Below are 23,781 nucleotides of genomic sequence, written 5' to 3'. Positions count from 1 at the left end.
AGCGGCAACTGGCAATCGCCGACCGGAAATGCACATGCTCGACCGGAAACGACCAGCGGTGACAGTAGCCGCGGCCGATTCCTTCAGGCCGTCCTAGCCGTCGATCACCAAGTCCCCGGTGGGTAGTGTCTGGCAGGCCAGCCGCCAGCCCGCCGCCAACTCGTCGGCGGAGAACATCCCCCGGTCGTCGGTCTCGTAGCCGCCGGAGAGCACCCGCACCCGGCAGGTGCCGCACGCGCCTTCGCCGCACGACTGGGGCAAGGCGAGGCCGACGGCGTTGGCTGCGTCGAGGACCGTCTGCCCGGGAGGGCAAGCGAACGCCGGTGCGCCGCCGACCGTTCCGATCATGAACTCGGTGACCCCGGCAGCCGCGGCCGCGACGGCGATGGCGTGCGCCTTCTCCCGGCGGGTCTCCTTGCTCCGGCCCGATACGAACGCCTCCGTGTGGATCGCCGTTCGCGGCACCCCCAGTTCGGCCAGGCAGCCGATCAGGTCCTGCATCATCGGCGCCGGCCCGCACAAGTGCACGCGGGTCGCCGGACCGGCATACGGGCGCAGCTCGTCGAGACCGATCCGCCCTGTCCGGTCGGTAGCGAAGACCGACACCTCGAGCCCCGGCAGCCGGGACCGCAGCGCGGCGATCTCCGGCCCGAACACCGCCTCGCCCGCGGTCCGGTGGCTCGCCAGCAGGACGATCCGCCCCGTATGACCGGCGTCGGCAGCCGCGAACAGGACGCTCATCAGCGGCGTGATGCCGATGCCCCCGGCAAGCAGCAGGAGAGTGCCCTCGTCGGTGCCCGGCTCCCAGGTGAACTCGCCGTGCGGGCCGCTCACCCGCAACGCAAGCCCGACCTCCGGTTCCTCGTGCAGAAACCCCGAGCCCAGCCCGTCCGGCTCGTGCTTCACCGCTATCTCCACGAAGCCGCGCTCCCCGGGGCCGCTGCAGATCGAGTACGACCGTTCGATCGGCTCGACGGAGACGGGCAGTTCGACCTTCACGTACTGCCCCGCGGCGAAGGTGAACGGCATCGTGCCCCCGGCCAGGGGTTCGAGGCGGATCCTGCGGACCGTCGGGGTCAGCACCTCGATGCCGGCCACGCGCAGATATCCGTCCCAGGGCGAGGCCGGGAGATCCGGGGCCTTCCCGCCGGCGCGGATGGCCCGCCACATCGTCCCCTGCTGCCGCGGTCTCAGGACCGCGTTCGCCGCCATCAACCCGCCCGCCAGCGCCCCCACCACACCGGACCCCCAGGCGTCCTGCCCGGCAACGAAGAGGCCCTTGACCGGCGTACGGCACCCCGCACGCGGCGAGCGCAACCGCTGGGGAGTCGCCGCGAGTCCGTAGAAGGAGCCCAGCACGCTGTGCTGGTATGTCTCGAACGACAGCGGCGTCGCCAGTTCCGCGAAGGCGATCGTCTCCCGGAAGCCGGGCCAGCGTTCCTCCAGGCGGCCGATGAGCCGTTCGGTCAGCTCGTCCTTGAACTTGCGGTAGCTGTCGGGCCGCTCGCCCTCGGGCGTCCCGCGCCACTGGTCGACCACCGCCGGATCGACGAGTTCCAGCAACTCCACCGTGTGGAAGCGCGCGGCCGGGTTGTTGAGCGAGGCGAACGAGACGTACAGCGTGCCTTCCCCGGGCAGGCGACCAGGGCTGTCGGGGTCGTCGAGATCCGGCATGAACCAGTGGTTCTCGCCGTGCAGCCCGAACACGGCCGGTGACCGGTCCAGGCCGAGGAACAGCATGACCGCCGACCGCTCCTCGGGCAGCTCCGCCAGTTCGTGGCTCTTCCCGATCAGAGCGTAGGTGTTGCGCACCCCGGCTGCCGAGACAACGGTGTTCGTCCGCACACGGTAGCGGCGGCCGGTGCCGGTGTCTTCGACATCGACGCCGGTCACCCGGCCGTTGTCGACGACGACCTCATGGACCGTCTGCCGGGCGCGCAGCTCCACGCCGTAGCGCCGGAGGCCCTCCAAGACCACCCGGTTGAGCTCCTGTGGGCCGCCCACGGGATGCGCGGTGCCGTCCATGAAGTAGGTCAGCGGGACGGCAGCGTGATAGCCGAACGCGCTCGACGTCGGCGGAGTGCCATAGAGCCCCCATCGCGCGGCCAGAACGGCCCGCAGCTGCGGATCGCGGAAACTGCGGGCAACCTGATCCCGCAGCGTCCGGTACGCCGCCGGGAAGAGCCGCCTCATGACCGGCGCACCCGCTTTGTGCAGCCCTCCGGGGAACGATGCGAAGACATTGCGCACGGTCAGCCCGACCATGGCCCGGCGCGTGGTCCGGAAGAATCCGTCGATCGCGTCTGCCTCGTCGGGGAACCGTTCCTTCAGGCGCGCACGGAACCGTTCCTTCGTGGCCGGGACGGCGAAGTCGAACCCGGGGAAGTGCAGTGCGTCGTACTCGTCCGGCAGCGGCCGCAGCTGCGCCCGCCCGTCCGTCATGAACCCGAGGAACGGGCCGGCGTTCGCACTCATGTAGTGCAGCCCGGTGCCGAACCGGTAGCGCCCGGCGCGGGAGAACTCGTGCGTCATCCCGCCGAGCGTGTAGTGCTGTTCGAGGACGAGGACCCGCTTCCCACCGAACTGCGCGATCGCGCGTGCCGCCGCGAGACCGCCCATGCCCGACCCGATCACCACGACATCGGCCTCTTCGTCCGACACGATCCACCCCCGGTCATCCGTCCTGAGAGGGCTCAGACTGACCGCACCCGCTTGATGTCGACTGAATGATCCGTGAAGGCCGCCGGGAACCGCGTCCCGGTCGCATTCAATCCACGTCCAGTGCGACGCCGTAGCTTTGCGCCGAGCACCAGGAAATCGAACCGTGTCGTTCGTCGCAGAATTGGAAGAGGTGGGTCCACGGTGAGTGGGAATCCGACAATCGTGCTCGTTCACGGAGCCTTCGCCGACAGCAGCGGCTTCAACGCCGTCGCCAAGCGCCTTGTCGCCGACGGCTATCCGGTGATCGCCGCACCGAATCCACTCCGGGGGCTCGCCTATGACGCGGCCAACGTCAAGGCACTGCTGGACAGCATCGACGGGCCGATCATCCTGGTCGGGCACTCCTACGGCGGAGCGGTCATCTCCACCGCCGCCAAGGGAAACCCGAACGTGAAGGCACTGGTCTACTTGGCGGCGTTCGTGCCGGACACGGGTGAGAGCGCGCAATCCCTCGTCGAGAAGTTCCCGGGCAGCACGGTGGGCGAGTCCCTGAAGCCGGTGCCGCTGCCCGACGGGCAGGTGGACCTCTATATCGACCCCAGGGTCTTCCACCCCCATTTCGCGGCCGACGTATCCGCGGAGGAAGCCGCGCTGTTCTCGATCACGCAACGCCCGGCCACCGGCGCAGCCCTCGGCGAGCCGGCCGCAGGCCCGCAGGCGTGGCACACGATCCCGAGCTACAACCTGATCAGCGGCGCCGACAGGATCATCCCGCCGGCAACGCAGGAGTTCATGGCCCAGCGCTCCGGCGCAAACACCCAAGTGGCCGAGGGCGCCTCGCACATGGTGTTCGTCTCCCGGCCGGGCGCCACAGTGGCCCTCATCGAAACGGCCGCGCAGGAACAGACGCTCCCGCAATAGCACCGCCGCGCCCCGCAAGTGCACCGACCCGTCGATCCAGGGGAGAGCATGCACAAAAGCGAAAAGGCCATGAAGTGGGGCCTGCGCATCCACGCGCTCTGGTACATCGTGGCCAACCTGGCCCAGATACTGCTGTGGGCAATCCTCACCCCAGACCACTTCTTCTGGCCCGTGTGGTCGATTCTGGGCTGGGGCATCGGCCTGGCATCCCACTACTGGGCGATTCGCTCGAAGTCCCGATCGGTCGCCCGGCCAACCTGAGCCGCGCGAGGGGGAACAAAGGGGGAAGCATGTCCCAGAAGGTAGTTCCAGGTCGCAATACTGCCGCCGCCGAAGGCGAGGTCGTCGTCTTCCACATCGGGCTGCGCATCAACCGGCTGCGGTCCTTCTCCAGTTGGTTGCCGGCATTCATGTCGATGCCGCGTATGCTGCGCGAGCTGTCACAGGAGAAGAGCAGCGGGCTTCTCGGCTACAAGGTGCTGTACGGCAGCCTCCGAGACTTCTACGTCATCCAGTACTGGGCCGACAAGGAACGGCTGATCGCCTACGCCCACCAGCAGGACAAGCAGCACCGGCCTGCATGGACGGCCTTCAATCGGCGAGCGCGCGCCGGAAAGGGACACGTGGGTATCTGGCACGAAACGTTCATAGTCCCGGCAGGCTCCTATGAAACGGTCTACGTTGATATGCCTGCGTACGGCCTTGGTGCCGCAACAGGTGTGCTGCCGGTCGGTCGGCGCGGCGAAACGGCGGCCCAGCGACTCAGGGCGGCAAAGCGGTAGGCGTCCGTTCAGCGACGCGGTGGCGTTCAAGTACCGCAACAATCTCGTCTGGCGTGACCTGCCGGGTGAATGCCCGCCGTGGCAGACGGTGTTCGACCGCTTCACCCGCTGGGCCCGGGACGGCACCTGGCATCGGATCCTGACGACGTTGCAGGTCCGGGCGGATACCGAGGGCGACCTGGACTGGCTCGTCGGCGTCGACTCCACGATCGTCCGCGCGCATCAGCACGCCGCGGGTGCCCTGAAAAGGGGGCACCCGCGGGCGAGCCGCCCGACCATGCCCTCGGACGGTCCCGGGGTGGATTGACCACCAAGGTCCACCTCGCGGCCGACGGCCGGTGTTGTCCGCTCGCGTTCGTGGTCACCGCCGGGCAGGCGGGCGACGCACCGCAGTTCGAGAACGTCATGGCCGCGATCCGAGTGCCGCGTGCGATCGGGCGCCCACGTGTCCGCCCGGATGCGGTGCTTGCCGATCGCGCCTACTCGTCGAGGGCGATACGCACCCACCTGCGACGACGCGGGATCCGCGCGGTGATCCCCGAACCCGCCGACCAACAGGCGAACCGGAGGCGACGTGGCCGGCGCGGCGGGCGTCCCGTCGTGCTCGACCGCGACGCCTACCGCGCGCGCAACGCGGTAGAACGCTGCATCAACCGATTGAAACAGTGGCGCGGCATCGCCATGCGCACCGACAAACTCGCCACCAACTACCAGGCCGCACTCCACGTCGCAGCCATCTTCCTCTGGCTCAAAACCTGATCCACCAGACAGGGCCTAGGTGGTGCTCCCGTGCGCCGCTTCAGTTCCGGCGGTTGCGTGGCCCATCGTGGGAGCGGTTTCGGCCCTTCGTTCGACGGGTCGCCCGCCCGGCCCGGAATGCGTTCGGGCCTCGGGATCACGATCGCCGGGGAGTGATCACCCGTGACGTACCCGCCCGCCGCCGGGGAGCGGATCGACATGACCGTCGTGCGCGAGCAGGTCGACGCCGTGCTCGAGGAGTTCCTGGCCGGCAAGGCGCGCGAGGCCGCCGAGTGCGGGCATCCGCCGGAAGTGGTCCCGGTGGTGCGGGACTTCCTGGCGGCCGACGGCAAGCGCATCAGGCCGGTGTTGTGTGTGGTGGGTTGGCATGCCGCGGGTGGGCGGGGCGAGCGGCACGCGATTCTGCGGGTGGCGGCGTCGCTGGAGTTGTTCGTGACGTTCGCGCTGATCCACGACGACATCATGGACGACTCCGCGACGCGCCGCGGTCGTCCGACCGTTCATCGCCTCCTCGCGAAGCGCTACGCCGACCACCGCCGACCGGAGCGCATGGGCGCGGATGCCGCGCTGCTGGTGGGCAACCTCGCCCTGATCTGGTCCCGGGAACTCCTGCACTCGGCGGGGCTGGACGCCGATCGGGCGCGGGCGGTGCACGCGGTGGACGACACGCTGCAGGCGGAGGTGATGTTCGGCCAGTACCGTGACCTGCTGGGCGGCGACCGCTTCGACGAGGACGTCGAGGCGGCATTGGCGATCGTGCGGTACAAGACCGCGGGCGGGACCGTGCAGCGCCCCCTCCAACTGGGCGCGGCGGTGGCCGGCGCGGGCCCGGATCTCGCGAACGTGTTCACCGCGCTGGGTCTGCCGCTGGGCGAGGCGTTCCAGTTGCGGGACGACCTGCTGGGCGTGTTCGGCCGCCCGGACTCCACCGGCAAGCCGAACCTGGACGATCTGCGCGAGGGCAAGCGAACGGTTCTGCTCGCGCTGGCGCTGCGTCGTGCCGACGCCGAGCAGCAGGCCACGTTGCGGGCCCTGGTCGGACGCGCGGATCTGGACGAGGACGGCGCGCGCCGGATCCGGGTCGTGTTGGAGGCGACCGGCGCGCGACGGGGCGTCGAGGACATGATCACCGCCCGGTACCGACGTGCCCTGCGCGTGTTGGACGAGGCCGCGTTCGCGCCCGCGCCGGACGCGGCCCTGCGGGAGTTGGCCCTGGCCGCGACCGCACGGGAGATGTGACCGCTCACGGCGCCTCCGCCACGACGCGGCGGGCCCGACGGGAGGGAGGGGCGATGGCGAAGGGCTGCGGCGACCTGGTCGTGTTGTTGAACGAGCGGTGGGAAGCGATCGGCGTCGCCCCCGGGGCGACGATCCATCACGAGGACACCCCGTTGCATCTGGCGTTCACCTGCTACGCGTTCGATGCCGCGGGCAGGTTCCTGTTGACCCGGCGGAGTTGGGCGAAGCGGACGTGGCCGGGGGTGTGGACGAACAGTTGCTGCGGCCACCCGGCCCCCGGAGAGGCGCTCCACGACGCGGTGTGCCGCCGGCTCGACGCGGAACTGGGCGCGGTCCCGGACCGGTTGGACACGGTGTTGGCGGCGGTGCGCTATCGGGCGGTGATGGACAACGGCATCGTGGAGAACGAGGTCGGACCCGTCGTGCGTGCCTTGCTCACCGGCGGCATCCGGCCCGATCCGCGGGAAGTCGCCGAGACCGCGTGGGTCGACTGGAGCGATCTGGCCGCGGCGAACACGGTCGGCGTCGCGTGCCTGTCCCCGTGGAGCACCGTGACCATCGCCGCCCTCGCCGCTCTGGGCCCCGACCCGCGCGCCTGGCCGGCGATCCCCGCCCTCGATCTTCCCGGAGGACTGCGATGACACCCGCGCAGGCCGCGACCGGTGCGACTCCACCCCGGGTGTCGCCGACCGGGGCCGGTACGCCTTTCGTGATCCCGTTCCCGCCGCGGGTCTCCGCGGTGCCGGCGTCGGCGCTCGAGCGTAATCTGCGGTGGGCCGCGGGCCACCGCATCGTCGTCGGCGACGAGGCCGCCGCGCGCTATCGCGCGTCCCAAGTGCCCGACATCGCCGCGTATTTCTTCCCCGACGCCGTCGGCCCCGACATCGACCTGGTCTGCGACCTGTCCGCGTTCTTCTTCCTCTTCGACGACGGCTTCACCGTCCCCGCCGGGGCATCCCCCGACGTAGCCCTGGCCGCCTGCGATCAGCTCCTGACCGTGCTGTCGCGACCCGACGGCGGGGCCGGCGACGACGCCCTGCCCATCGTGGCCGCGTTCGCCGACGCGTGGGAGCGCGAGCGCGAGGGCATGTCCGCCACGTGGTGCCGGCGCGCCGCCCACGAATGGCGACGCTACCTCTACGGGCACTACGCCGAGGTCGCCGACCGCACGGGAGCACCTGGCGACCCGACGCGACACGCTCGGGTTCCGGCCCACCGTGAACATGGGCGAACGCGTGGGAGGCTTCGAGATGCCGCTCGCGGCCCTGCACCACAGCCGCTTCCGGGCCATGCTCGAAGCGGCCCTCGACCACGTCCTCGTCGTCAACGAGATCTACTCGCTCGACAACGACGAGATCACCGGCGACCACAACCTCGTCCACTGCGTGATGCACGCCCACGACCGAACCCGGGCCGAGGCCATCGCCGATCTGGTACATCTTGCCGACGCCCACGCCCGCACCCTCGCCGCCGCGACGGCCGGGACGAACGACCTGTGCCGCGCGCTGGGACTCGATGGCGACGAACGCCGCGCGGTGCGCCGGTGGGTCGCCACGCTGTGCGACTTCGTGCGCGGCAACCACGACTGGGGCTTCGCCGCCGGCCGCTACCGCGCCCCGTGAACACCACCTTCTCCCACCCGCACCCGGGAGTGACCGAAGCATGAGCCGCGACACGCACACCGACCCCACGACCGACCGGCACCCGCCGCGGTTCGCGCGACTGCCGGGCGCACGGCCGCTGTTCGGCCACGCCCCGGCCCTGCTCCGCCGGCCCTTCCCCCTGCTGGCCGCCGCGGCCCGCGCGGGCGACCTCGTGGAGATCCGACTGGGCCCCAGGCCCGCCTACCTGGCGTGTACGCCCGAACTGGTCCGCGAAGTACTGCTCCACCCGGAGACCTACGACCGCGGCGGGGTGTTCATCGACGCCGCCCGAGAGATCGTCGGCGCGGGCCTGGTGACCTGCCCATGGTCGCAGCATCCCCGTCAACGACGCCTGGTGCGCGCCGGGTTGACGCAGGCGCGGCTTCGGACGTACGCCCCGATCATGATCCGCGAACTCGAGGCGGCCGCGAGCGACCTGCGCGAGGACGTGCCCTTCGACCTCCGTGCCGAGGTCGGGTCGATCAGCGCCCGCGTGATCGTCAAGACGATGATCTCCGCGTGTCCCACCGACGCCGACGAGAACGCGATCGCGACGATGGTCCGGGACCTGCCGGTCGTCATGTCCGGCCTGGTGGCCCACGTGATCGTCCGTGCCTGCGGCCTGCGCGGCATACCCACCCGCGGCGACCGTGCCTTCCGGCGGGCGCGAGCGCGACTGTACCGGGCCGTCGACGCCGTCGTCGCGGACTACCGCGCCCATCCCCGCGCCCCGGCCGGTGCCCCGGACATGCTGCGGGCCCTGATGGATCATCGCGACGAGGACGGCGAGGCGTTCACCGACCGGGAACTGCGGGACCAGGTGATGACCGTCCTCACGGCGGGCCAGGCCACCACCGCCGTCGCGCTGGCCTGGACCTTCAAGGTCCTGGCCGACCATCCCGAGGTGGAGGCGCGCGTGTTCGGGGAGATCGACCGCGTCCTGGCCGGGCACCCGGTCACCGCCGAGGACCTGCCCCGGCTCGAGTACACCCGGCGCGTACTCACCGAAACCCTGCGCATGTACCCGCCCGTGTGGGTCTTCACCGAGAACGTCGCCGAACCGACCCGCGTCGCCGGCACTCCCCTGCCCGCCGGCGCCACGATCGTGTGGAGCCCCCACCAGATCCATCACGACGCCCGCTGGTACCCCGACCCCGAACGCTTCGGCCCCGACCGGTGGCTCCCCGAACGCGCGGCCATGACGCCAACGGGGGCCTTCCTGGGCTTCGGCGCCGGCGCGCGCCGCTGCGCGGGAGCGGACTTCGCCCACACAGAGATGCTCCTCGCCCTCGCCGTCCTCACCCGCGGCCGACGATTCCGCCCCGCCCCCGGCGCCCGCGTACGCCCCATCACCACCGTCGAGTACGCCACGGGCCCCCTGTACATGACGTACCAATCCCGCAGCCCGCGCGCTCGGCGCCCCGGCGCCGCCCCCGACATCGTCGGCCGGCCCGGGCCGGCGTGCGCCCGGCATCCGCGGCCCACCGACGACCACCGTCTCCGGCACCGAGACGACCCGGACGGGACCACAGCACCCTGACACCCACGCCGACACCGGACGGGCGCGGCGCGGGAACGCCGGGAGGTACTCCCGGCATGCCGGCGCGGGCACCGCCGGAATCCCCCGCCGGCGCGCTTTATGCACGAACGGCGGGTGCAGGACCCTCGCGACACCGTCCCGGGGGGAAGGCGAGGAGAGCCTCGACGAACTCGACGACGGCCCCGACGAGTCCCACGCCACCGACTACCCGACCGAACAGGTCGCGCGGGGCGCGGGCGGCCGGCTCGACGACGTCGGCCCGGGCGTCGTCCACCGCGGAGCACCGATCGGGCGGTGTTCGTTCGAATACTTTCCACTCTCCGGTGGAACCGTGTGGTTGGTCGGTGGTCTCGCCGGCCGACCCCGCGTCGAGGAGTCCCCGTGTCCCCCGTATCCCGTCTGCTCGTCCGCGCTGGCACCGCCGTCGTCGTAGTGACCCTCGCCCTCGCGGGCACCGCGTCCGCCGCGCCGCACCACGCCCCGCCCACCGCGTCCGCCGCGCACGCCCCAGGACACCGCGCCGGGGTCCAGTGCAACGTCAACGACGACAACGTCACCTACCGCAACGGACCCGGCACGGAGTACAAGGCCCTGGGCACGGTGAACCAAGGCCAGGAATTCGACGTCACCGGCCAGAACGGCGAGTGGTACCAGGGCGACCTCCCCGGCATCGCCAGCGGCGTCTGGATCAACGTCGGCAACGTCGACTGCTGATCCACACCCGACCACCCCGAACGCAACGGGCCCGGCCAGCGCGACCCCACCATCACGCGACGGTGGCCTTTGCACGTGCCCCGTGGTGGGGCGCCGGGCCCGGGTGGGGGACACCCGCAGGCGCCGCGTGCCGGTTCCGTGGCACCGCACGTCCGCAACGGGGTCGCCGCGACCAACCGCGAGACATCGAGGTCCGCGGCGCGAACATCCCCCACGTCGAGGAGCACCTCGACGAAGCCGGCGGCGCGTTCCTTCCCGGCCCGGTCCGGTGCGACCGGGACTCGCGCCTCGCCGGGGGGATCCACCCCGTCGTGGGCGGCGGGTGGGCCGAAGCGTCACCGGGCATGCGGGGCCGGTTCCGCCCCGCCGTCAGGTGGGGTCGCCCCGGCCGCGTTGGTACACGCAGGGCAGTTGCGCGTGGCGGAAGAACGCGGCGAACGCTTCCGCGGAGTCGATGCTCGGGTTCTCCGGCAGGTGGGGGGCGAGTTCGCGGGCGAGGCCGCCGGAGAGGAGGGACCGGCCGATGTGCAGCAGGAGTCGGCCCAGGTCTCCCCGGTAGTGGACGACGCGCAGGAGCCGGTCGTCCCGGGCGAAGACCGCGGTGCCGAGGCTGCGGGCGACTTCGGTGCCGTCCGCGTCGCGGACCACGGCGGCACCGCGGCGGACACCGCCTACTCGAACGAAGGAAGCCGAGGCGCGGCGCAGCACGAGCAGCCGCTCGCGCCCGGGCTCACCCCGCCAGCGACGGTCGACACCGCGGCAGCCGAGCCCGAGACGGCGGCGGTGCCGGACGGGCCTCGGCCGAAGCGCACGCGGGAGCAGGCATGGGCGATCGCGGTGGGCGCGGCGGCGGCGTATCGGGCCCGGGTGGGGCACCTGGAGGTGCCGCGCGCCCACGTGGAGACGGTGACCGCGTTCGACGGGTGGCCGCAGGACGTCAGGCTCGGGGTGTGGGTGACCACGACCAGGAGCAGGCGGGCGAAGCTCTCGGAGGAGCGGATCGCGGAGTTGGACGCGTTGGGGATGCGCTGGACGTGAGCCGGGGGCGGCCGGGCCGGCCGGGGGTGGATTGGGGTTACTCACGATGAACCCCATATACAGCCTGCGCATTTTCGAGGGTGCACATTCGCCCCCGACCGGCCCGAACACCCACGTGGGCCCCGTCGTTTCCAAGGACGACGGGGCAGGCGACGCCCCAGGCGACGGGGCAGGCGACGGGGCAGGCGACGGGTAAACGGTCGGCCCGGGGGCGGGCCGGGCGCGGGCCTCGGTGCGCGGGTCGGGTGAGTGCAAGGGGGCCCGGTCCGGGCTTGCTGCTGGGGAGTCCCCTCGGAATCTGAGCGAACCCTTGGTTGGCTCCCCGGGCGGTCCAGTCGCGCTGTTCCATGGGGGTATGAGGCTTCCTGGGTGGGGTTGGCGGGTGTGGGCCGGGATCGGCGGAGTCGTCGCGGCGGGGGTTGCGGTGATGGCCGCGTGGTGGGGGGCGGCGGTGCTCCACGCGCTGGTGCCGATGTCGCGCCCGGGATGGGACAAGCTGAATGCGGAGACGCGTGCGCAGGCCGAGGGGCAATTCCGGCTGGCGCTGATCCAGGGACTGGCCGCGCTCGGCGCGGGGTTCGCGTTGTTCTACACGGCCCGGAACTTCCGGTTGAATCGGCGTGGTCAGGTGACCGAGCGGTTCACCAACGCGCTGGAACGGCTGGGGTCGGATCTGCCTTATGTGCGGTCGGGTGGGGTGTTCGCGCTGGAGCAGATCGTCCAGGACGCCCCGGAACAGACCGACCACATCGTGCGGATCCTCGTCGCGTTCCTGCGGGACCGTGTCCCCGCCGCCGGGGCCGAGGGGGCGCCCGGCCATCCCGACCCGGACGTGCAGACCGCACTGACCACCCTTGTGCTCCTCGAACCCACCCGGTCCCTGGTCAACCTGTCCAGGATCCACCTGCACGGCGCGGGCCTGGTCAACGGGAACCTGAGGCGCGCGGACCTGACCGGCACAAACCTGGCCGCCGCGTATATGCGCGGCGCGGATCTGCGCGGGGCGCACCTGTACGGCGCGAACCTGACCGGCGCGAACCTGAGCAGTGCGAACCTGACCGGCGCGAACCTGCGCCACGCGGACCTGCGCGGGGCGCACCTGACCGGCGCGGACCTGAGCCACGTGAACCTGCGCGGGGCGCACCTGACCGGCGCGGACCTGAGCCACGTGAACCTGCACGGCGCGGACCTGACCGACGCGGACCTGAGCCGCGTGAGGCTGCGCCACGCGGACGTGATCGTCGCGGTCCTGAGCGACGCGCAACTGGACTGCGCGGACCTGACCGGCGCCAACCTGACCCACGCGAACCTGCGCGGCGCGCGCCTGACCCGCGCGAACCTGACCCGCGTGAACCTGAGCGGCGCGGATCTGCGCATCGCGGACCTGACCAGCGCGGACCTGACCGGCACGAACCTGACCGGCACGAACCTGAGCAGCACGAACCTGACCGGGGCGACTCGGGCAACCTGACTCGGTCGGGCGGTGTCCGGCACGACGGGCAATCCGGCCCCGGCGTCGTGATCCTGGAGAACGGCGACAGGTTCAATCAGGTCCAGGATCCGCCCGTTCGAGGGGGCCGGGCCGGCCATCGTTCACCCGCGAGCGCGCGTTCGACCAGGACCACGGCGCGTTCGGTCGCCGCGGCGCGGGATCCCTCGTACTCGTACATCCTCAACACACCGTCGATCGCGTGCACCGGGATCGCGTCGCGCAGGTCCAAGCGCGCGGTGCCGTAGCCGTCCCGGGCGGCGGCGAGGGTGGCCGCGACGTGTTGGCGCGCCATCCGGGCCAGGATCAGCGGGTACTTCCGCAGGTGCGGATGGTTGCGGTACCCGGGCGGGCAGAGGTCGAACAGCCACGCCACGGCGCTGTCCTCCCATCCCGCCTCGCCGGGCGGGCGCACGCCCCGAGGCCACCCGGGCGGCGCGATGCCGTCCCGCCCGGGTGACTGCGGGGAGGGATCTTGGTGCATGTGTCCGAGTATGGGCGCCCTATCCGGAGCGGCACGCTCCACATCCGTGGGTGAGCGGTGTACAACGGTCTGCACCCCACAGGGCTGGAGGCGATCACATGAGGTGGCACCTGCGCCGGACCCGCCGCCGGACGCGCCGCGCGACGGTGCGGTGCGGGTCGTGCTGGTCGACGGACGTCACGCCCGAGGCGCCCGGGATGTGGCGCTGCCACCGGTGCGCGTACGAGTGGGGGACCGAGGCCACCTGGCGGCCCCGGGAGGTGGTTCCGATGCTGCCGCCGACCCCCGCCGAGGACCAGGCCGTCGCGGCCCGGCTACACGAGCCTCGGCGGTCCGGCGCGGCGGGCCCGCGCCGGCCGTGGGCGGCACGTCGCATCGACCCGTACGACGCGCCCGACGACGGGCCCGAGAACGATCCCGGGCCTGCGCTGGACGCGTACGAGACACCGATCCCCGCGGCCGAGGCCGCCGCGTCGGAACCGACCCCGGACATGGCTCTCCCGGGCGGGCCGGCGGAACGCCCGTCGCCGAACCCGGATGCGGTGGTCGCGGCGCACGCCTCCCGGATCCTGGATCATCTCGCCGGTATCGCCCTGGTCGACGGAGGCGACCCGGCCGTCACCCTCGTGGTGCTGGGCGACGTCGCCACTGCGGTGGAGACCATCCAGGCCGGCGCCGCGCACGCACGACGTACCCGACCCGCACCGCGGCAGCAATGACCGACACCACCCCTGCACCCACCGGGTGCACGTGGTGCTGCGCGGCGTGGTGGGTGACCCGGCCGCCCGCGCTGCACTGCTGCCCGTGATGGGCAACGGCACGCCGGATCGACAGCGTCCCGCCGTTGCGATGGTCACGCGAGACGTCAGCCGTGGGTGATCCACCACACGAGCCAGGTCCCGGCGGCGGTACCGATACCGGTGGCCACGCCGCGCGCGGCGGTCGCGGTCAGGACTCGGCCGGCACGGGCCAGACGAGCCCACGCAGTCACGGTGGACGAGGCGGTGGGGCGGTCGGGCGTGCCGGGGGCGATGGTGGTCATGTCTGTGTCCCGAGGATGCGTCGTGGATGGATGGGCGGTGTGAGGTGCCGCCTTGTTCCAGCGTGGACGTGTCGGGGGTGTGCGAGCCGTGCGGGCACACGGGAGCCGGACGCGAACGGCACGTGTTCCACACGAGGTCTGTCGTGGGCGGATCGGCGTTTCGTCTGCGCAAGGCACGTGCGGCGCACGAGACTTGGCGGAAATTGGCGTACGGGTGCATGGGGGCGTGGATGGCGATCGGGATGCCGGACGAACGACGGTTGCCGGCGGGCGCGCGGCGGGAGTTGGTGATCGCGTTTCACGCCCTGTACACCGACGCCGGACGGCCCGGAACCCGCGCCGCAGCGAACGCGATCAGCCGACGCGAGGATCTGCCGTCCACGGTCAGCCACGAAACACTGTCCGCGCTCCTCCATGGGAAAAGCGTCCCCGACTGGCCGCGGTTGGCGTCCGTCGTGCGGCACTTCGCCGGCGAGTCGGTGCACCACCCCGACCCGGATGAAACCGTGGTGCGGTTCCACGCGCTGTGGCGCGCCGAACGCGACGCACCCCCGTCCCCGAGAACGGATCGACTGACCGTCGGGGCACTGATCGGGGCCTGCCGACCCGATCCCACCGACGCCGAAGCGGTCCTGCGCGAGACGGGCCTGGACCCGGACACCGAACTGTCCGTCGGCGAAGCCTTCACGCTCCTGACCGACTTGGGCGCCCAGTGGCACGCCCTGCGCAAGGAACTCGCCGACGCCCACACTCGAATCACCGAACTCCGCGACGAACTGGTCCGATCGGCGCCGACGCCGACGCCGATCGGGAACCCGGACATCGACACACCGGACGATCCCGCGCCCGCAGGTACCGACACGACCCGCTACAACCCCATCGCGGCGCGCCTACCCCACCTCGCCGACACACTGAGCAAAATGGGCCTCTCCCTACGCGACGCGGGTCGGCACGAGGACGCAGCGACCGTGTTCACCGAGGTCGTCTTCCTCCACCGCGACCTCGCCGAGCACGACCCCACACACCGCCCCCTCCTCGCCAAGTCACTGTCCATCCTGGGCACCGAGTTGAAACACATGCGTCGGCACAAGGACGCGGCGAACGTATACGCCGATGCGGTCGCCGTCACTCGCGACCTCGCCGAGCACGAACCCGGACACCGCCCTCGCCTCGCAAAATCACTGATCACCCTGGGCACCGAGCTGAAACACATGCGTCGGTACGAGGACGCGGCGAACGTATACGCCGATGCGGTCGCCGTCACTCGCGACCTCGCCGAGCACGACCCCGCACACCGCCCCCGCCTCGCAAAATCACTGTTCAGCCTGGGCACCGCCTTGAACAACGTGGGTCGGTACAACGACGCGGCGAACGTATACGCCGATGCGGTCGACGTCACTCGCGACCTCGCCGAGCACGACCCCACATACCACTCCGACCTCGCCAACTCACTGGACATGCTGGCCTTGACCCTGCACTCACTGGGTCGACACCAAGAGGCGGCGAACGTGCTCACCGAGGTCGTCGCCATCCGCCACGACCTCACCGAAGGCAACCCCGGACACCGACTCGGCCTCGCCAACTCGCTGGAAAGGCTGGCCTCGACCCTGGGCAGCATGCTTCGACACCAAGAGGCGGCGAACGTGCTCACCGAGGTCGTCGCCATCCGCCGCAACCTCGCTGAACAACACCCCACGCACCGAAACCGCCTCGCCAACACGCTGGACAAACTGTCCACGACCCTGCACTCACTGGGTCGACCCGAAGAGGCGACGGCCGCCCAAGAAGAAGCCGTCACGCTACGAGAGGACATGTGAAACCCGGGCAGAGCGTTGCAGCCACTTGGAGTGGTGGGCGCTTTTCGCCTTTTGAGGCATGTCGCCGCCGTCGCCCGGCGTGGTCCCACTACGGTGCCCGTGGCGGCCTCGGGGCCGGGCGTCGGGTGCTGGTGGTGGAGATGGTCACGCGAGAAGTCAGCGGTGGGTGATCCACCACACGAGCCAGGTCCCAGTGGCGGTACCGATACCGGTGGCCAGGCCATGCACGGTGCTTGCGGCGAGGGATCGGGTGATACGGACGAGGCGGCCGCGGCGCGCGGTGGTCGGGTCGTTGGTCGACTGGTCGTCGTTCACGGTGGTCTCCCCGAGCGGGTGCGAACTCCTGGGCGGGTTCGCGTCGTCCCATCGAGCGCCCACGGACGTTTTTCCGGCGACCGCCTCAGGGCCGGTGGTCCGTCTCTAGGCTGCTGGGTCCGGGTGCGCGGGTTATCCGGTGGCCGTCCGGACCGGATCCGGACCGGATGCGTCGAGAAGGTCGGGGTTCGTGGCGGGAGATGCGGGCGGCAAGGCAACGGAACTGGCGGAGTCGCTGCGGAAGTTGTACGAACGGGCCGGATCGCCCACGTACGCGACACTCGTCCGCCAAGGTGCCGGGCAGGAGCAGCCGGTGGTGTTGAGCACCACGGTGCTCAGCGACTGGTTCAACGGACGCGGTGTGCCGGCCGATCCGGTTCGGTTCGCCTTCCTGGTGAGGTGGCTCGAACAGGAAGCCGCCCGCCGCAACCACGCCTATGTCGCGACGCCGACCGCAGCGTGGGAGCGCCTGCGGGGCGAGGCCGTGCGCGAACGCCGCCCCATGGGGCGCCCCCACACACCCCGCGACGGTGAACCCACGGTCGTGGGCGAAGGTTTCGCCGGTCGACCGGTTCGCGAGTTCACGGATCCGTTCGCGTTGGAGGTGCACCGCGCGATAGAGGGCCCCGAACACACGCGAGCGGGGCTGCCGGTGCTGCCGGTGTACGTACCCCGCGCCCACGACCAGGTGCTGCACGAGGCGGTGGAACGCGCGACGGGCGGGGAGAGCACGATGGTCACGTTGGTTGCCGGGTCCTCCACCGGCAAGACGCGCGCCTGCTGGGAAGCCCTCCACGGCGTGCCGGACGGGTGGCGGTTGTGGCACCCCATCGCCCCCGGACGCCCCGAAGCCGCCCTGGCCGAACTGTCCGCGGTGGGGCCACGCACGGTCGTGTGGCTCAACGAGGCCCAGTTCTACCTGGAACCGGCCGGGGCCGGCGAGCGCGTCGCGGCCGAACTACGCGAACTCCTGCGTGATCGCGCCCGCGCGCCGGTGCTCGTCCTGGCGACGTTGTGGCCGGACCCCTTCTGGAACACCCTCACCAGTCGGCCCTCCACCGACCGCCCGGATCCGCACGCGCAGGCACGGGCGCTGCTCACCGGCACCGATGTGCGCGTGCCCGAGGCGTTCACCGGCACCGACCTGGAGACCCTCCGCGCCAAAGCAGGCGAAGACCCGCGGTTGGCACACGCCCTCGCCAGTGGGACCGACGGGCGCGTGGCCCAGTTCCTGGCGGGCGCCCTCGCGTTGCTCAAACGCCTCGACCTCGCCCCGGCCCACGGACGGGCGGTACTCGAAGCCGCCATGGATGCCCGCCGCCTCGGCCACGGCCCCGTCCTACGCCAGGGATTCCTCGAGGACGCAGCCGACGCCTACCTCACCGACGACGAATCCGACGCACTGGCCGACGACTGGTTCGAACAGGCCCTCGCCTACACCACCGAACGCGTCCACGGCGCCACCGCGCCCCTGACCCGCATCCGACCACGACGACGCACCCGCAACCCGGCCACGGGCGACGGACCCACCTATCGCCTCGCCGACTACCTCGAACAACACGCACGCCACACACGCGGCGCCCTGTGTCCCGGCACCTCCTTCTGGAACGCCGCCCACGACCACGCCCGCACCACTGACGACACTCTCACCCTCGGTCGCGCCGCATACGCACGGCTACGGATACGCCACGCCGAACGCCTCTACGCGAAGGCAGCGAACGCCGACGATCCACGCGGGTGGGGCGCACTGGCCTATTCGCGGCACGAGGCGGGAGACCTTGAGAGCGCCGAGCGGTTCTACCGCCAAGCCGCCGACGCCGGAGACACCGAGGCATTGGAACGGCTGGTTCTGGTGCTGGCGGACGCAGGGGATTTGGCGAACGCTGAACCCCTGGCACGCGAAGCCGCCGAAGCCGGCTCCCACAACGCGCTGATGTGGGCAGCCACGGCTTGCGAAAGGGAGGGCGATCGCGAGGCCGCCGAACGCCTGGCCCGCGAAGCCGCCGATGCCGGACACTTCTACTCGCTGTCATGGTTGGCCGAACTACGGGAACAGGCAGGCGATCATCAGGAAGCTGAAGATTTGGCCCGCAGAGCCGCTGGCATCGGTCACCCGGAGGTACTCACGGACCTGGCCCTGTTGAGGGAACGGGCAGGTGATCGTGGCGGAGTCGACAATCTGTACCGCGAAGCCGCCGACGCCGGGGACGTCGGGGCACTCATGCGGTTGGCCGCGCTACGCAGGCAAGCCGGCGACCATGAGGGCGCCGAACACCTGTACCGCAAAGCCGCCGACACGGGAATCCGTGAAGCCCTGACGGGGCTGGCCCTGCTGCGCGAGCAAGCGGGCGACCATGAAAGCGCCGAACACCTGGCCCGCCAAGCCAACAACGCGGGAAGCATTGACGCACTGACACAGCTGGCCACGCTGCGGGAGGAGGCAGGCGACCATGAGAGCGCGGAACGCTTGGTTCTCGAAGCCGCCGAAGCCGGGAACCTTCGGGCACTGACGTGGCTGGGCGCAACAGGCGAACATGAGAGCGCCCAACGGCTGTACCGCAAAACCACAGACACCAGGAACCCCGAGGCGCTGGTCTGGTTGGCCGCGCTGCGCGAGCGACTGGGCGATCGTGAAGGCGCCGAACACTTGTACCGCGAAGCCGCCGACATGGGAAACGTTGAGGCACTGAAAGGGCTGGTCCTGCTGCGCGAACAGGCGGGCGATCGAGAAACCGCCGAACGCCTGGCCCGCCAAGCCGCCGACGCGGGAAACTTCGACGCGCTGACACAACTGGCCGTGCTGCGCGAGAAAACAGGAGACCACGAAAGCGCGGAACACTGGGCCCGCCAAGCCGCCATTAAAGGAAATTACTACGCTTTGGCAGGGCTGGCCCTGCTGCGCGAGCAAGCAGGCGATCGTACGAGCGCCGAACACCTAGCCCGTCAGGCGGCCGTCCACGGACATTCCTATGCCCTGTCATCCCTGGCAGAGTGGCGAGAGAAGGCGGGTGATCACATGGGCGCGGAGCGCCTGGCCCGTGAAGCGGTCGAGGCCGGAAACAGGCATGTGCTGATGAGCTTGGCTCACTTGCGACAAACAGCGGGCGACCACGACGGCGTCAAACTCTTGCGCGAGTGGTCGCAGCAGGGCTTCGATGCAACCGACGAGATGTGACAGAGGCAGTCCAAAGCACGCCGGGAAGCTAGCAGAAACCCGCTCTGACCTGCGAAAACGTGCGATCTAGTTCGGTTAACGGACCACCTGCTGCGGCAGCAACCAACCCTGGCAGACCCCCGCGCCCATGAGCGCATGTACAAAGACACCCCTCACTCAGAGGCCTGTTGGCGATCCTTGGCGTGGTGTCGCGTGCTGGCTTGGACCGCGACTTCCCGAACGCCGGCGGGGGTGTCGGTGGTGGCGAGGTCGCGAAGCAACGCGAGCGTCCCCGAATCATCCGACCACCCACCCGCAATCGCCCCGACCGCAGCTTCCCGAACGCCGGCGTCGGTGTCGGTGGTGGCGAGGTCGCGAAGCAACGCGAGCGTCCCCGAATCATCCGGCCACCCACCCGCAATCGCATCGACCGCGACCTGCCACGGCGGCCGTCCGGCGGACCACGTCTTGCTGGGGTCGCTCGTTGGGGCGGCGATGGACGGCTGCGTCTCGTGTCAGGACTCGCTACTGACGCTGTTGATCGACGACGCGGACGAGTTCCTGCTGGGGTGGGTGGCAGCGTGCGGCGCCGAGGACTCCGTGCTCGGCTGCGCGGTCCACCTCGGGGAGGTCCTGGTGGTGTGGGGCCCCGGGGAGTGGCACGGCATCTCGTCGCACGGCTCCCCCGACGACACCGCGACGGTGGCGCGGGCCGCCGAGCGGGTCGCGGCCGAGATCGCGGACCGGCGGTGGATCGTCGCCGGCGACCCGGACGACGACACGCCCCGCCCGGCCGGCCGGGACGAACTGCGGCGGGCGGTGCGCGCGGCGCGCGGGGACGACCCGAACCGGTAACCGGCCGGGTCGGCCGGGCACAGGCGGGCGAGGACGCCCTCGCGCCCTGTGTCGTCCAGCGGCTCGCCGCACGCCGCCGCCGGATCGACGACGTCCTCGGCCGAGGAACACCCGCAGCGTGGTTCGGCACGAGAACGCGCAATTCCGCGAATGGGTCAACGACTCGACCGCGGTCGGCGACTCGGCTGTGCGTCGCGTACGCCACGCCGGATCGCGTCCCGGCGGCGGCCGATGAACACGATTCGGTCACTCGCGGGTGTCGGCGGGATCGGCGATGGCACGTTGGGACGCGGCGCTGTGGGGGCGCCGGTCCGGGGGGGTGGGTGGTCGTGCGGGTGTTGGCGGGGCGGTACGAGTTGGTGCGGTTCGTGGGCCGGGGCGGGATGGGGGAGGTGTGGGAGGGCCGCGACCGGGTGATCGCGCGGCGGGTCGCGGTCAAACTGCTGCCGCACGCGCCGGGGGACGCGGCCGGGGCGGCGTTGTTCCTGCGCGAGGCCCGCACGGCCGGGGCGCTGCACCACCCCGGGGTGGTGACGGTGCACGATCTGGGCCGGGACGAGGCGGACGGGTCGTTGTTCCTGGTGATGGAGTTCGTCGAGGGCCGGGATCTGGCGACGGTGTTGCGCGAGGACGGGCCGCCGCCGGTCACCGTCGCGGTCGAGTGGGCCGGGCAGGTCGCCGCGGCGTTGTCCCGGGCGCACGCCGCGGGGATCGTCCACCGGGACCTGAAGCCCGCGAACCTGATGCTCACGACGGACGGGCGGGTCAAGGTCCTCGACTTCGGGATCGCCCGGTTCGTGGAGTCCACGCATCGGTCCAGCAAGGTGATCGGCACGCTGGCCTACATGCCCCCGGAACGATTGGACGAGCACCCCGGCGACGCCCGCTCCGACCTGTACTCCCTGGGCTGCGTCCTGCACGAACTCCTCACCGGCACGGTCCCGTTCGAGGCCACCAGCCCCGTCTCGATGATGAACGCCCACCTCCGCAAGACCCCCGAACGCCCCGGCGCACACCGCCCGGGTGTCCCCGCCCGGCTCGACGACCTCGTCCTCGCACTGCTCGCCAAGAACCCCGACGACCGACCCGCCACCGCCGACGAGCTACACACACGCCTGCACGCCATCGGCACACCCGACCGGGCGACACCCGCGTCCCCGATCCCGGCGGACGGCCGGCCACCGGCGGCAACCCCCGCCGCACCCGACCCCGACCCCGAGCCGGACCCGGAACCGACGCCACACGAACCACACACCGACACCGACACCGCCCTCGCACAGGCACCCACACGCACCCGGGCGCCCACACCACCCCCGCCCACACCCACACCGGCCGGCGAACCGGTCGACGGCACGCCGACCGCCGCCCCCGAACCGGCAACCGCCACCGCTCAACGCGACAGCGACAGCGATGCCGACGGGTCCGCGTCGACGGCCGCATTCCCCGGGCGACGCCGGTTCCTGTGGATCGCCGCCGGAACAGCAGCCGCCGCCGGAACCGGCATCGCCGTGGCACTCACCCACACCGGAGGCGGCACGGCGGCTCACAAGACGAACCCGCCCACCGGTCCACAGGCACAACCGGCGACGTCCCCTCCCGAAGCCCCCGTAACCGCGACGACGTCCGCTCCCGGAGTCCCCGCGCCCCCCTCGACCGCGACCTCGACCTCGACCGTCCGACCATGGCGCTTCACCACCGGCGACGCGGTCTTGTCATCCCCGGCGGTGGTGAACGGCGTGGTGTACATCGGCAGCCAGGACAAGAACGTGTACGCCATCGACGCCACCACCGGCACCAAAAAATGGGCCTACACCGCCGGCAGCGGGGTCGATCCGTCCCCGGCGGTGGCCGGCGGCCTGGTGTACGTCGGCAGCGACGACAAGAACGTGTACGCGCTCGACGCCGCAACCGGCGCAGGGCCGGCGACGTAGGCGGCGACGGCTCGCGTCTCCCCGGCGACGTCGGGCCATCCCGTGCCGCTCCCCCGGGCCCCACACCACAGGCGCGACGACCTCGTGCGTGCGGCGCGCGGGGATGATCCGAACCGTTAACCGGGCGGGTCGGCCGGGCGCTGCCTGGCGGGCCACCGTTCGCCGGCCAGCGCCCGCTCCACCAGGCCCACCGCGCGCTCGGTGACCGCCGCGCGGGAACCCTCGTGCTCGTACATCCGCATCACCCCGTCCATGCCGTGCACCGGCACCGCGCCGCGCAGCTCCACGCGGGCGCCGGCGTAGCCGTCCCGGGCCGCGGCGAGCGCGGCCGCGACGTGCTGCCGCGCCATCCTCGCCAGGACCAGCGGAAACGCGCGCAACACCGCGTGGTCGCGGTAGTCGGGCGGACATTGGTCGAACAGCCAGGCGACGGCGGTGTCCTCCCAGCCGGCCTCCCCGGGCGGGCGCACGCCCCTGGGCCATCCCGGCGGCGCGACGCCCGGCCGGCGGCGGGGCCGGTCGGGCGTCGGGTTCTCGCCGATCTCGCGCATATGCCGAGTATCGGCGCGAATCCGCCGACGCCGCGCACGGCCCCCGCGGTGGGGGGCGGGTCAGGCGTTCCTACGTTGTTGGTGGATCGGACGGGGGATCCGCGTGCTCGTAGTGGCTGCGGCCGTACTGCCAAGCGCAGCCGTCCGATTCGAGGGCGACCCCACCCGGGTAAGGCGGGTCGCCGTCGTCGACGACCAGCCACTCGCCGTCCAACGGCCCGCCGACCAGCTGGATCCCGGCCCGGTCGGGGTCGGGATCGGGGTTGCGGGGATCGTGGCCGTACCAGGTCCGCAGGAGGTCGGGGGTGTCGTCCGTCGTCATGGGGGCGACCGTAGCCGGCCCCGCCGACGCGCGGACGGGGATCGGGAGAACACGCCGGTTGCGAAGCGCGGTGGATCCGCCCCGACCGGGCGGGGCACGGTGGGGGGTTGCGGGAGATCCGGCGAAATCCCCTACCAGTCTGCGCCGTTCGCGGTGGCATACAGGGGCGCCGACCTGCGGCGATGCCCGCCCGGGGGCGCCGATCCAAACCGGCGCCCGGAACGGCGCCCGGAATGACGGGGCCGACGGCGGGGCGAACGGCATCGATCCACGACCCGTTCGGCGCGGCCGGCCGAGCCGAGCCCGGTCGCCACCCGCGCCGATCCGGAATCCAATCCTCCACAGCAGTCCGTGATCGGTGTACAACTGTCTGCCCCCCGGTCACGGATGGAGGGGATCGCATGCGATGGCACCTGCGCCGGACCCGCCGGACCCCGGTGCGGTGCGGGTCGTGCTGGTCGACCGACGTCACGGCCGAGGGCGATGGCCTGTGGCGCTGCTACCGATGCGCCTACGAATGGAGC

The 23,781-nt window shown here is 71.5% G+C and carries 23 protein-coding genes and 1 pseudogene; 16 read left to right on the top strand and 8 right to left on the bottom strand.

All coding sequences use genetic code 11. The annotated features are described in order from the left end of the window. Nucleotides 1-93: 93 nt before the first annotated feature. Nucleotides 94-2,661 carry a 2Fe-2S iron-sulfur cluster-binding protein gene (locus tag ACFRCG_RS33565; RefSeq protein ID WP_380038478.1) on the bottom strand — a complete coding sequence of 856 codons (2,568 nt, stop codon included), beginning with the start codon at nt 2,659-2,661 and terminating at the stop codon, nt 94-96. A gap of 222 nt (nt 2,662-2,883) precedes the next feature. On the opposite strand from ACFRCG_RS33565, the gene ACFRCG_RS33560 reads away from it, so the two are divergent. The 9 genes and pseudogenes from ACFRCG_RS33560 to ACFRCG_RS33520 all read left to right on the top strand — a co-directional run bounded on the left by ACFRCG_RS33560 (nt 2,884) and on the right by ACFRCG_RS33520 (nt 10,259). Further along, nucleotides 2,884-3,582 carry an alpha/beta fold hydrolase gene (locus ACFRCG_RS33560; protein ID WP_380038476.1) on the top strand — a complete coding sequence of 233 codons (699 nt, stop codon included), beginning with the start codon at nt 2,884-2,886 and terminating at the stop codon, nt 3,580-3,582. 48 nt (nt 3,583-3,630) lie between these two features. Next, nucleotides 3,631-3,843 carry a 2TM domain-containing protein gene (locus ACFRCG_RS33555; RefSeq protein WP_380038474.1) on the top strand — a complete coding sequence of 71 codons (213 nt, stop codon included), beginning with the start codon at nt 3,631-3,633 and terminating at the stop codon, nt 3,841-3,843. 29 nt (nt 3,844-3,872) lie between these two features. Continuing rightward, nucleotides 3,873-4,364, top strand: a complete 492-nt coding sequence (locus ACFRCG_RS33550) for a DUF4188 domain-containing protein (RefSeq protein WP_380038472.1) — start codon at nt 3,873-3,875, stop codon at nt 4,362-4,364. Further along, a protein-coding gene (locus ACFRCG_RS33545; protein ID WP_380038469.1) for an IS5 family transposase occupies nt 4,249-5,123 on the top strand; the annotation gives its coding sequence in 2 pieces (ribosomal slippage) (nt 4,249-4,606 and nt 4,606-5,123; 876 coding nt in all). Before ACFRCG_RS33550 ends, ACFRCG_RS33545 begins: the two co-directional genes overlap by 116 nt. A 162-nt stretch (nt 5,124-5,285) precedes the next feature. Next, nucleotides 5,286-6,362 carry a polyprenyl synthetase family protein gene (locus ACFRCG_RS33540; RefSeq protein WP_380038466.1) on the top strand — a complete coding sequence of 359 codons (1,077 nt, stop codon included), beginning with the start codon at nt 5,286-5,288 and terminating at the stop codon, nt 6,360-6,362. A gap of 53 nt (nt 6,363-6,415) precedes the next feature. Then, nucleotides 6,416-7,003 carry an isopentenyl-diphosphate Delta-isomerase gene (gene idi, locus ACFRCG_RS33535; RefSeq protein WP_380038464.1) on the top strand — a complete coding sequence of 196 codons (588 nt, stop codon included), beginning with the start codon at nt 6,416-6,418 and terminating at the stop codon, nt 7,001-7,003. Continuing rightward, nucleotides 7,000-7,984 (top strand): annotated as a pseudogene (locus ACFRCG_RS33530) (hypothetical protein). Before idi ends, ACFRCG_RS33530 begins: the two are co-directional and overlap by 4 nt. A gap of 40 nt (nt 7,985-8,024) precedes the next feature. Next, entirely contained in the window at nt 8,025-9,545 is a 1,521-nt protein-coding gene (locus ACFRCG_RS33525) for a cytochrome P450 (protein ID WP_380038462.1), read from the top strand. Between the two features lie 381 nt (nt 9,546-9,926). Beyond that, entirely contained in the window at nt 9,927-10,259 is a 333-nt protein-coding gene (locus ACFRCG_RS33520; protein ID WP_380038460.1) for an SH3 domain-containing protein, read from the top strand. A 369-nt stretch (nt 10,260-10,628) separates the two neighbouring features. On the opposite strand, the gene ACFRCG_RS33515 is transcribed toward ACFRCG_RS33520, so the two are convergent. Further along, the gene (locus ACFRCG_RS33515; protein ID WP_380038457.1) at nt 10,629-10,907 is read right to left on the bottom strand and encodes a SchA/CurD-like domain-containing protein; all 279 of its coding nucleotides are present in this window, start codon (nt 10,905-10,907) and stop codon (nt 10,629-10,631) included. A 135-nt stretch (nt 10,908-11,042) separates the two neighbouring features. On the opposite strand from ACFRCG_RS33515, the gene ACFRCG_RS33510 reads away from it, so the two are divergent. Next, nucleotides 11,043-11,297, top strand: a complete 255-nt coding sequence (locus ACFRCG_RS33510) for a helicase associated domain-containing protein (protein ID WP_380038455.1) — start codon at nt 11,043-11,045, stop codon at nt 11,295-11,297. Nucleotides 11,298-11,652: 355 nt separating this feature from the next. After that, the gene (locus ACFRCG_RS33505; protein ID WP_380038453.1) at nt 11,653-12,768 is read left to right on the top strand and encodes a pentapeptide repeat-containing protein; all 1,116 of its coding nucleotides are present in this window, start codon (nt 11,653-11,655) and stop codon (nt 12,766-12,768) included. A 76-nt stretch (nt 12,769-12,844) separates the two neighbouring features. Here the strand turns inward: ACFRCG_RS33505 and ACFRCG_RS33500 are convergent, their stop codons facing one another. After that, the gene (locus ACFRCG_RS33500) at nt 12,845-13,270 is read right to left on the bottom strand and encodes a hypothetical protein (protein ID WP_380038451.1); all 426 of its coding nucleotides are present in this window, start codon (nt 13,268-13,270) and stop codon (nt 12,845-12,847) included. 269 nt (nt 13,271-13,539) lie between these two features. On the opposite strand from ACFRCG_RS33500, the gene ACFRCG_RS33495 reads away from it, so the two are divergent. After that, nucleotides 13,540-13,989, top strand: coding sequence for a hypothetical protein (locus tag ACFRCG_RS33495; RefSeq protein WP_380038449.1), 450 nt, complete (start codon nt 13,540-13,542; stop codon nt 13,987-13,989). Nucleotides 13,990-14,135: 146 nt separating this feature from the next. Here ACFRCG_RS33495 and ACFRCG_RS33490 read toward each other — a convergent pair whose 3' ends face one another. Next, nucleotides 14,136-14,312 carry a hypothetical protein gene (locus tag ACFRCG_RS33490; protein WP_380038447.1) on the bottom strand — a complete coding sequence of 59 codons (177 nt, stop codon included), beginning with the start codon at nt 14,310-14,312 and terminating at the stop codon, nt 14,136-14,138. Nucleotides 14,313-14,542: 230 nt separating this feature from the next. On the opposite strand from ACFRCG_RS33490, the gene ACFRCG_RS33485 reads away from it, so the two are divergent. Beyond that, nucleotides 14,543-16,129 carry a tetratricopeptide repeat protein gene (locus ACFRCG_RS33485; protein WP_380038445.1) on the top strand — a complete coding sequence of 529 codons (1,587 nt, stop codon included), beginning with the start codon at nt 14,543-14,545 and terminating at the stop codon, nt 16,127-16,129. 156 nt (nt 16,130-16,285) lie between these two features. On the opposite strand, the gene ACFRCG_RS33480 is transcribed toward ACFRCG_RS33485, so the two are convergent. Then, a complete protein-coding gene (locus ACFRCG_RS33480) occupies nt 16,286-16,444 on the bottom strand; it encodes a hypothetical protein (protein ID WP_380038443.1) in 159 nt (52 codons plus the stop codon). A gap of 190 nt (nt 16,445-16,634) precedes the next feature. Here ACFRCG_RS33480 and ACFRCG_RS33475 point away from each other — a divergent pair, with 190 nt between their 5' ends. Further along, nucleotides 16,635-19,619 carry a transcriptional regulator gene (locus ACFRCG_RS33475; RefSeq protein WP_380038442.1) on the top strand — a complete coding sequence of 995 codons (2,985 nt, stop codon included), beginning with the start codon at nt 16,635-16,637 and terminating at the stop codon, nt 19,617-19,619. 152 nt (nt 19,620-19,771) lie between these two features. Here the strand turns inward: ACFRCG_RS33475 and ACFRCG_RS33470 are convergent, their stop codons facing one another. After that, a complete protein-coding gene (locus ACFRCG_RS33470) occupies nt 19,772-20,020 on the bottom strand; it encodes a HEAT repeat domain-containing protein (RefSeq protein WP_380038537.1) in 249 nt (82 codons plus the stop codon). A 73-nt stretch (nt 20,021-20,093) separates the two neighbouring features. On the opposite strand from ACFRCG_RS33470, the gene ACFRCG_RS33465 reads away from it, so the two are divergent. Together ACFRCG_RS33465 and ACFRCG_RS33460 are read left to right on the top strand one after the other, a co-directional pair. After that, nucleotides 20,094-20,453, top strand: a complete 360-nt coding sequence (locus ACFRCG_RS33465) for a hypothetical protein (protein WP_380038441.1) — start codon at nt 20,094-20,096, stop codon at nt 20,451-20,453. A gap of 329 nt (nt 20,454-20,782) precedes the next feature. Next, complete coding sequence (locus tag ACFRCG_RS33460) at nt 20,783-22,384, top strand: protein kinase (protein WP_380038440.1); 1,602 nt, start codon at nt 20,783-20,785, stop codon at nt 22,382-22,384. 116 nt (nt 22,385-22,500) lie between these two features. Here the strand turns inward: ACFRCG_RS33460 and ACFRCG_RS33455 are convergent, their stop codons facing one another. Continuing rightward, nucleotides 22,501-22,935, bottom strand: a complete 435-nt coding sequence (locus ACFRCG_RS33455; RefSeq protein ID WP_380038439.1) for a hypothetical protein — start codon at nt 22,933-22,935, stop codon at nt 22,501-22,503. 70 nt (nt 22,936-23,005) lie between these two features. Beyond that, nucleotides 23,006-23,257, bottom strand: a complete 252-nt coding sequence (locus ACFRCG_RS33450) for a hypothetical protein (protein WP_380038438.1) — start codon at nt 23,255-23,257, stop codon at nt 23,006-23,008. Nucleotides 23,258-23,781: the final 524 nt, after the last annotated feature.

Source organism: Embleya sp. NPDC056575 (assembly GCF_042793325.1).
GTDB lineage: Bacteria > Actinomycetota > Actinomycetes > Streptomycetales > Streptomycetaceae > Embleya.
Note: the sequence above shows the minus strand (reverse complement) of the source record. Positions and strands in the feature narration are given on the sequence as shown.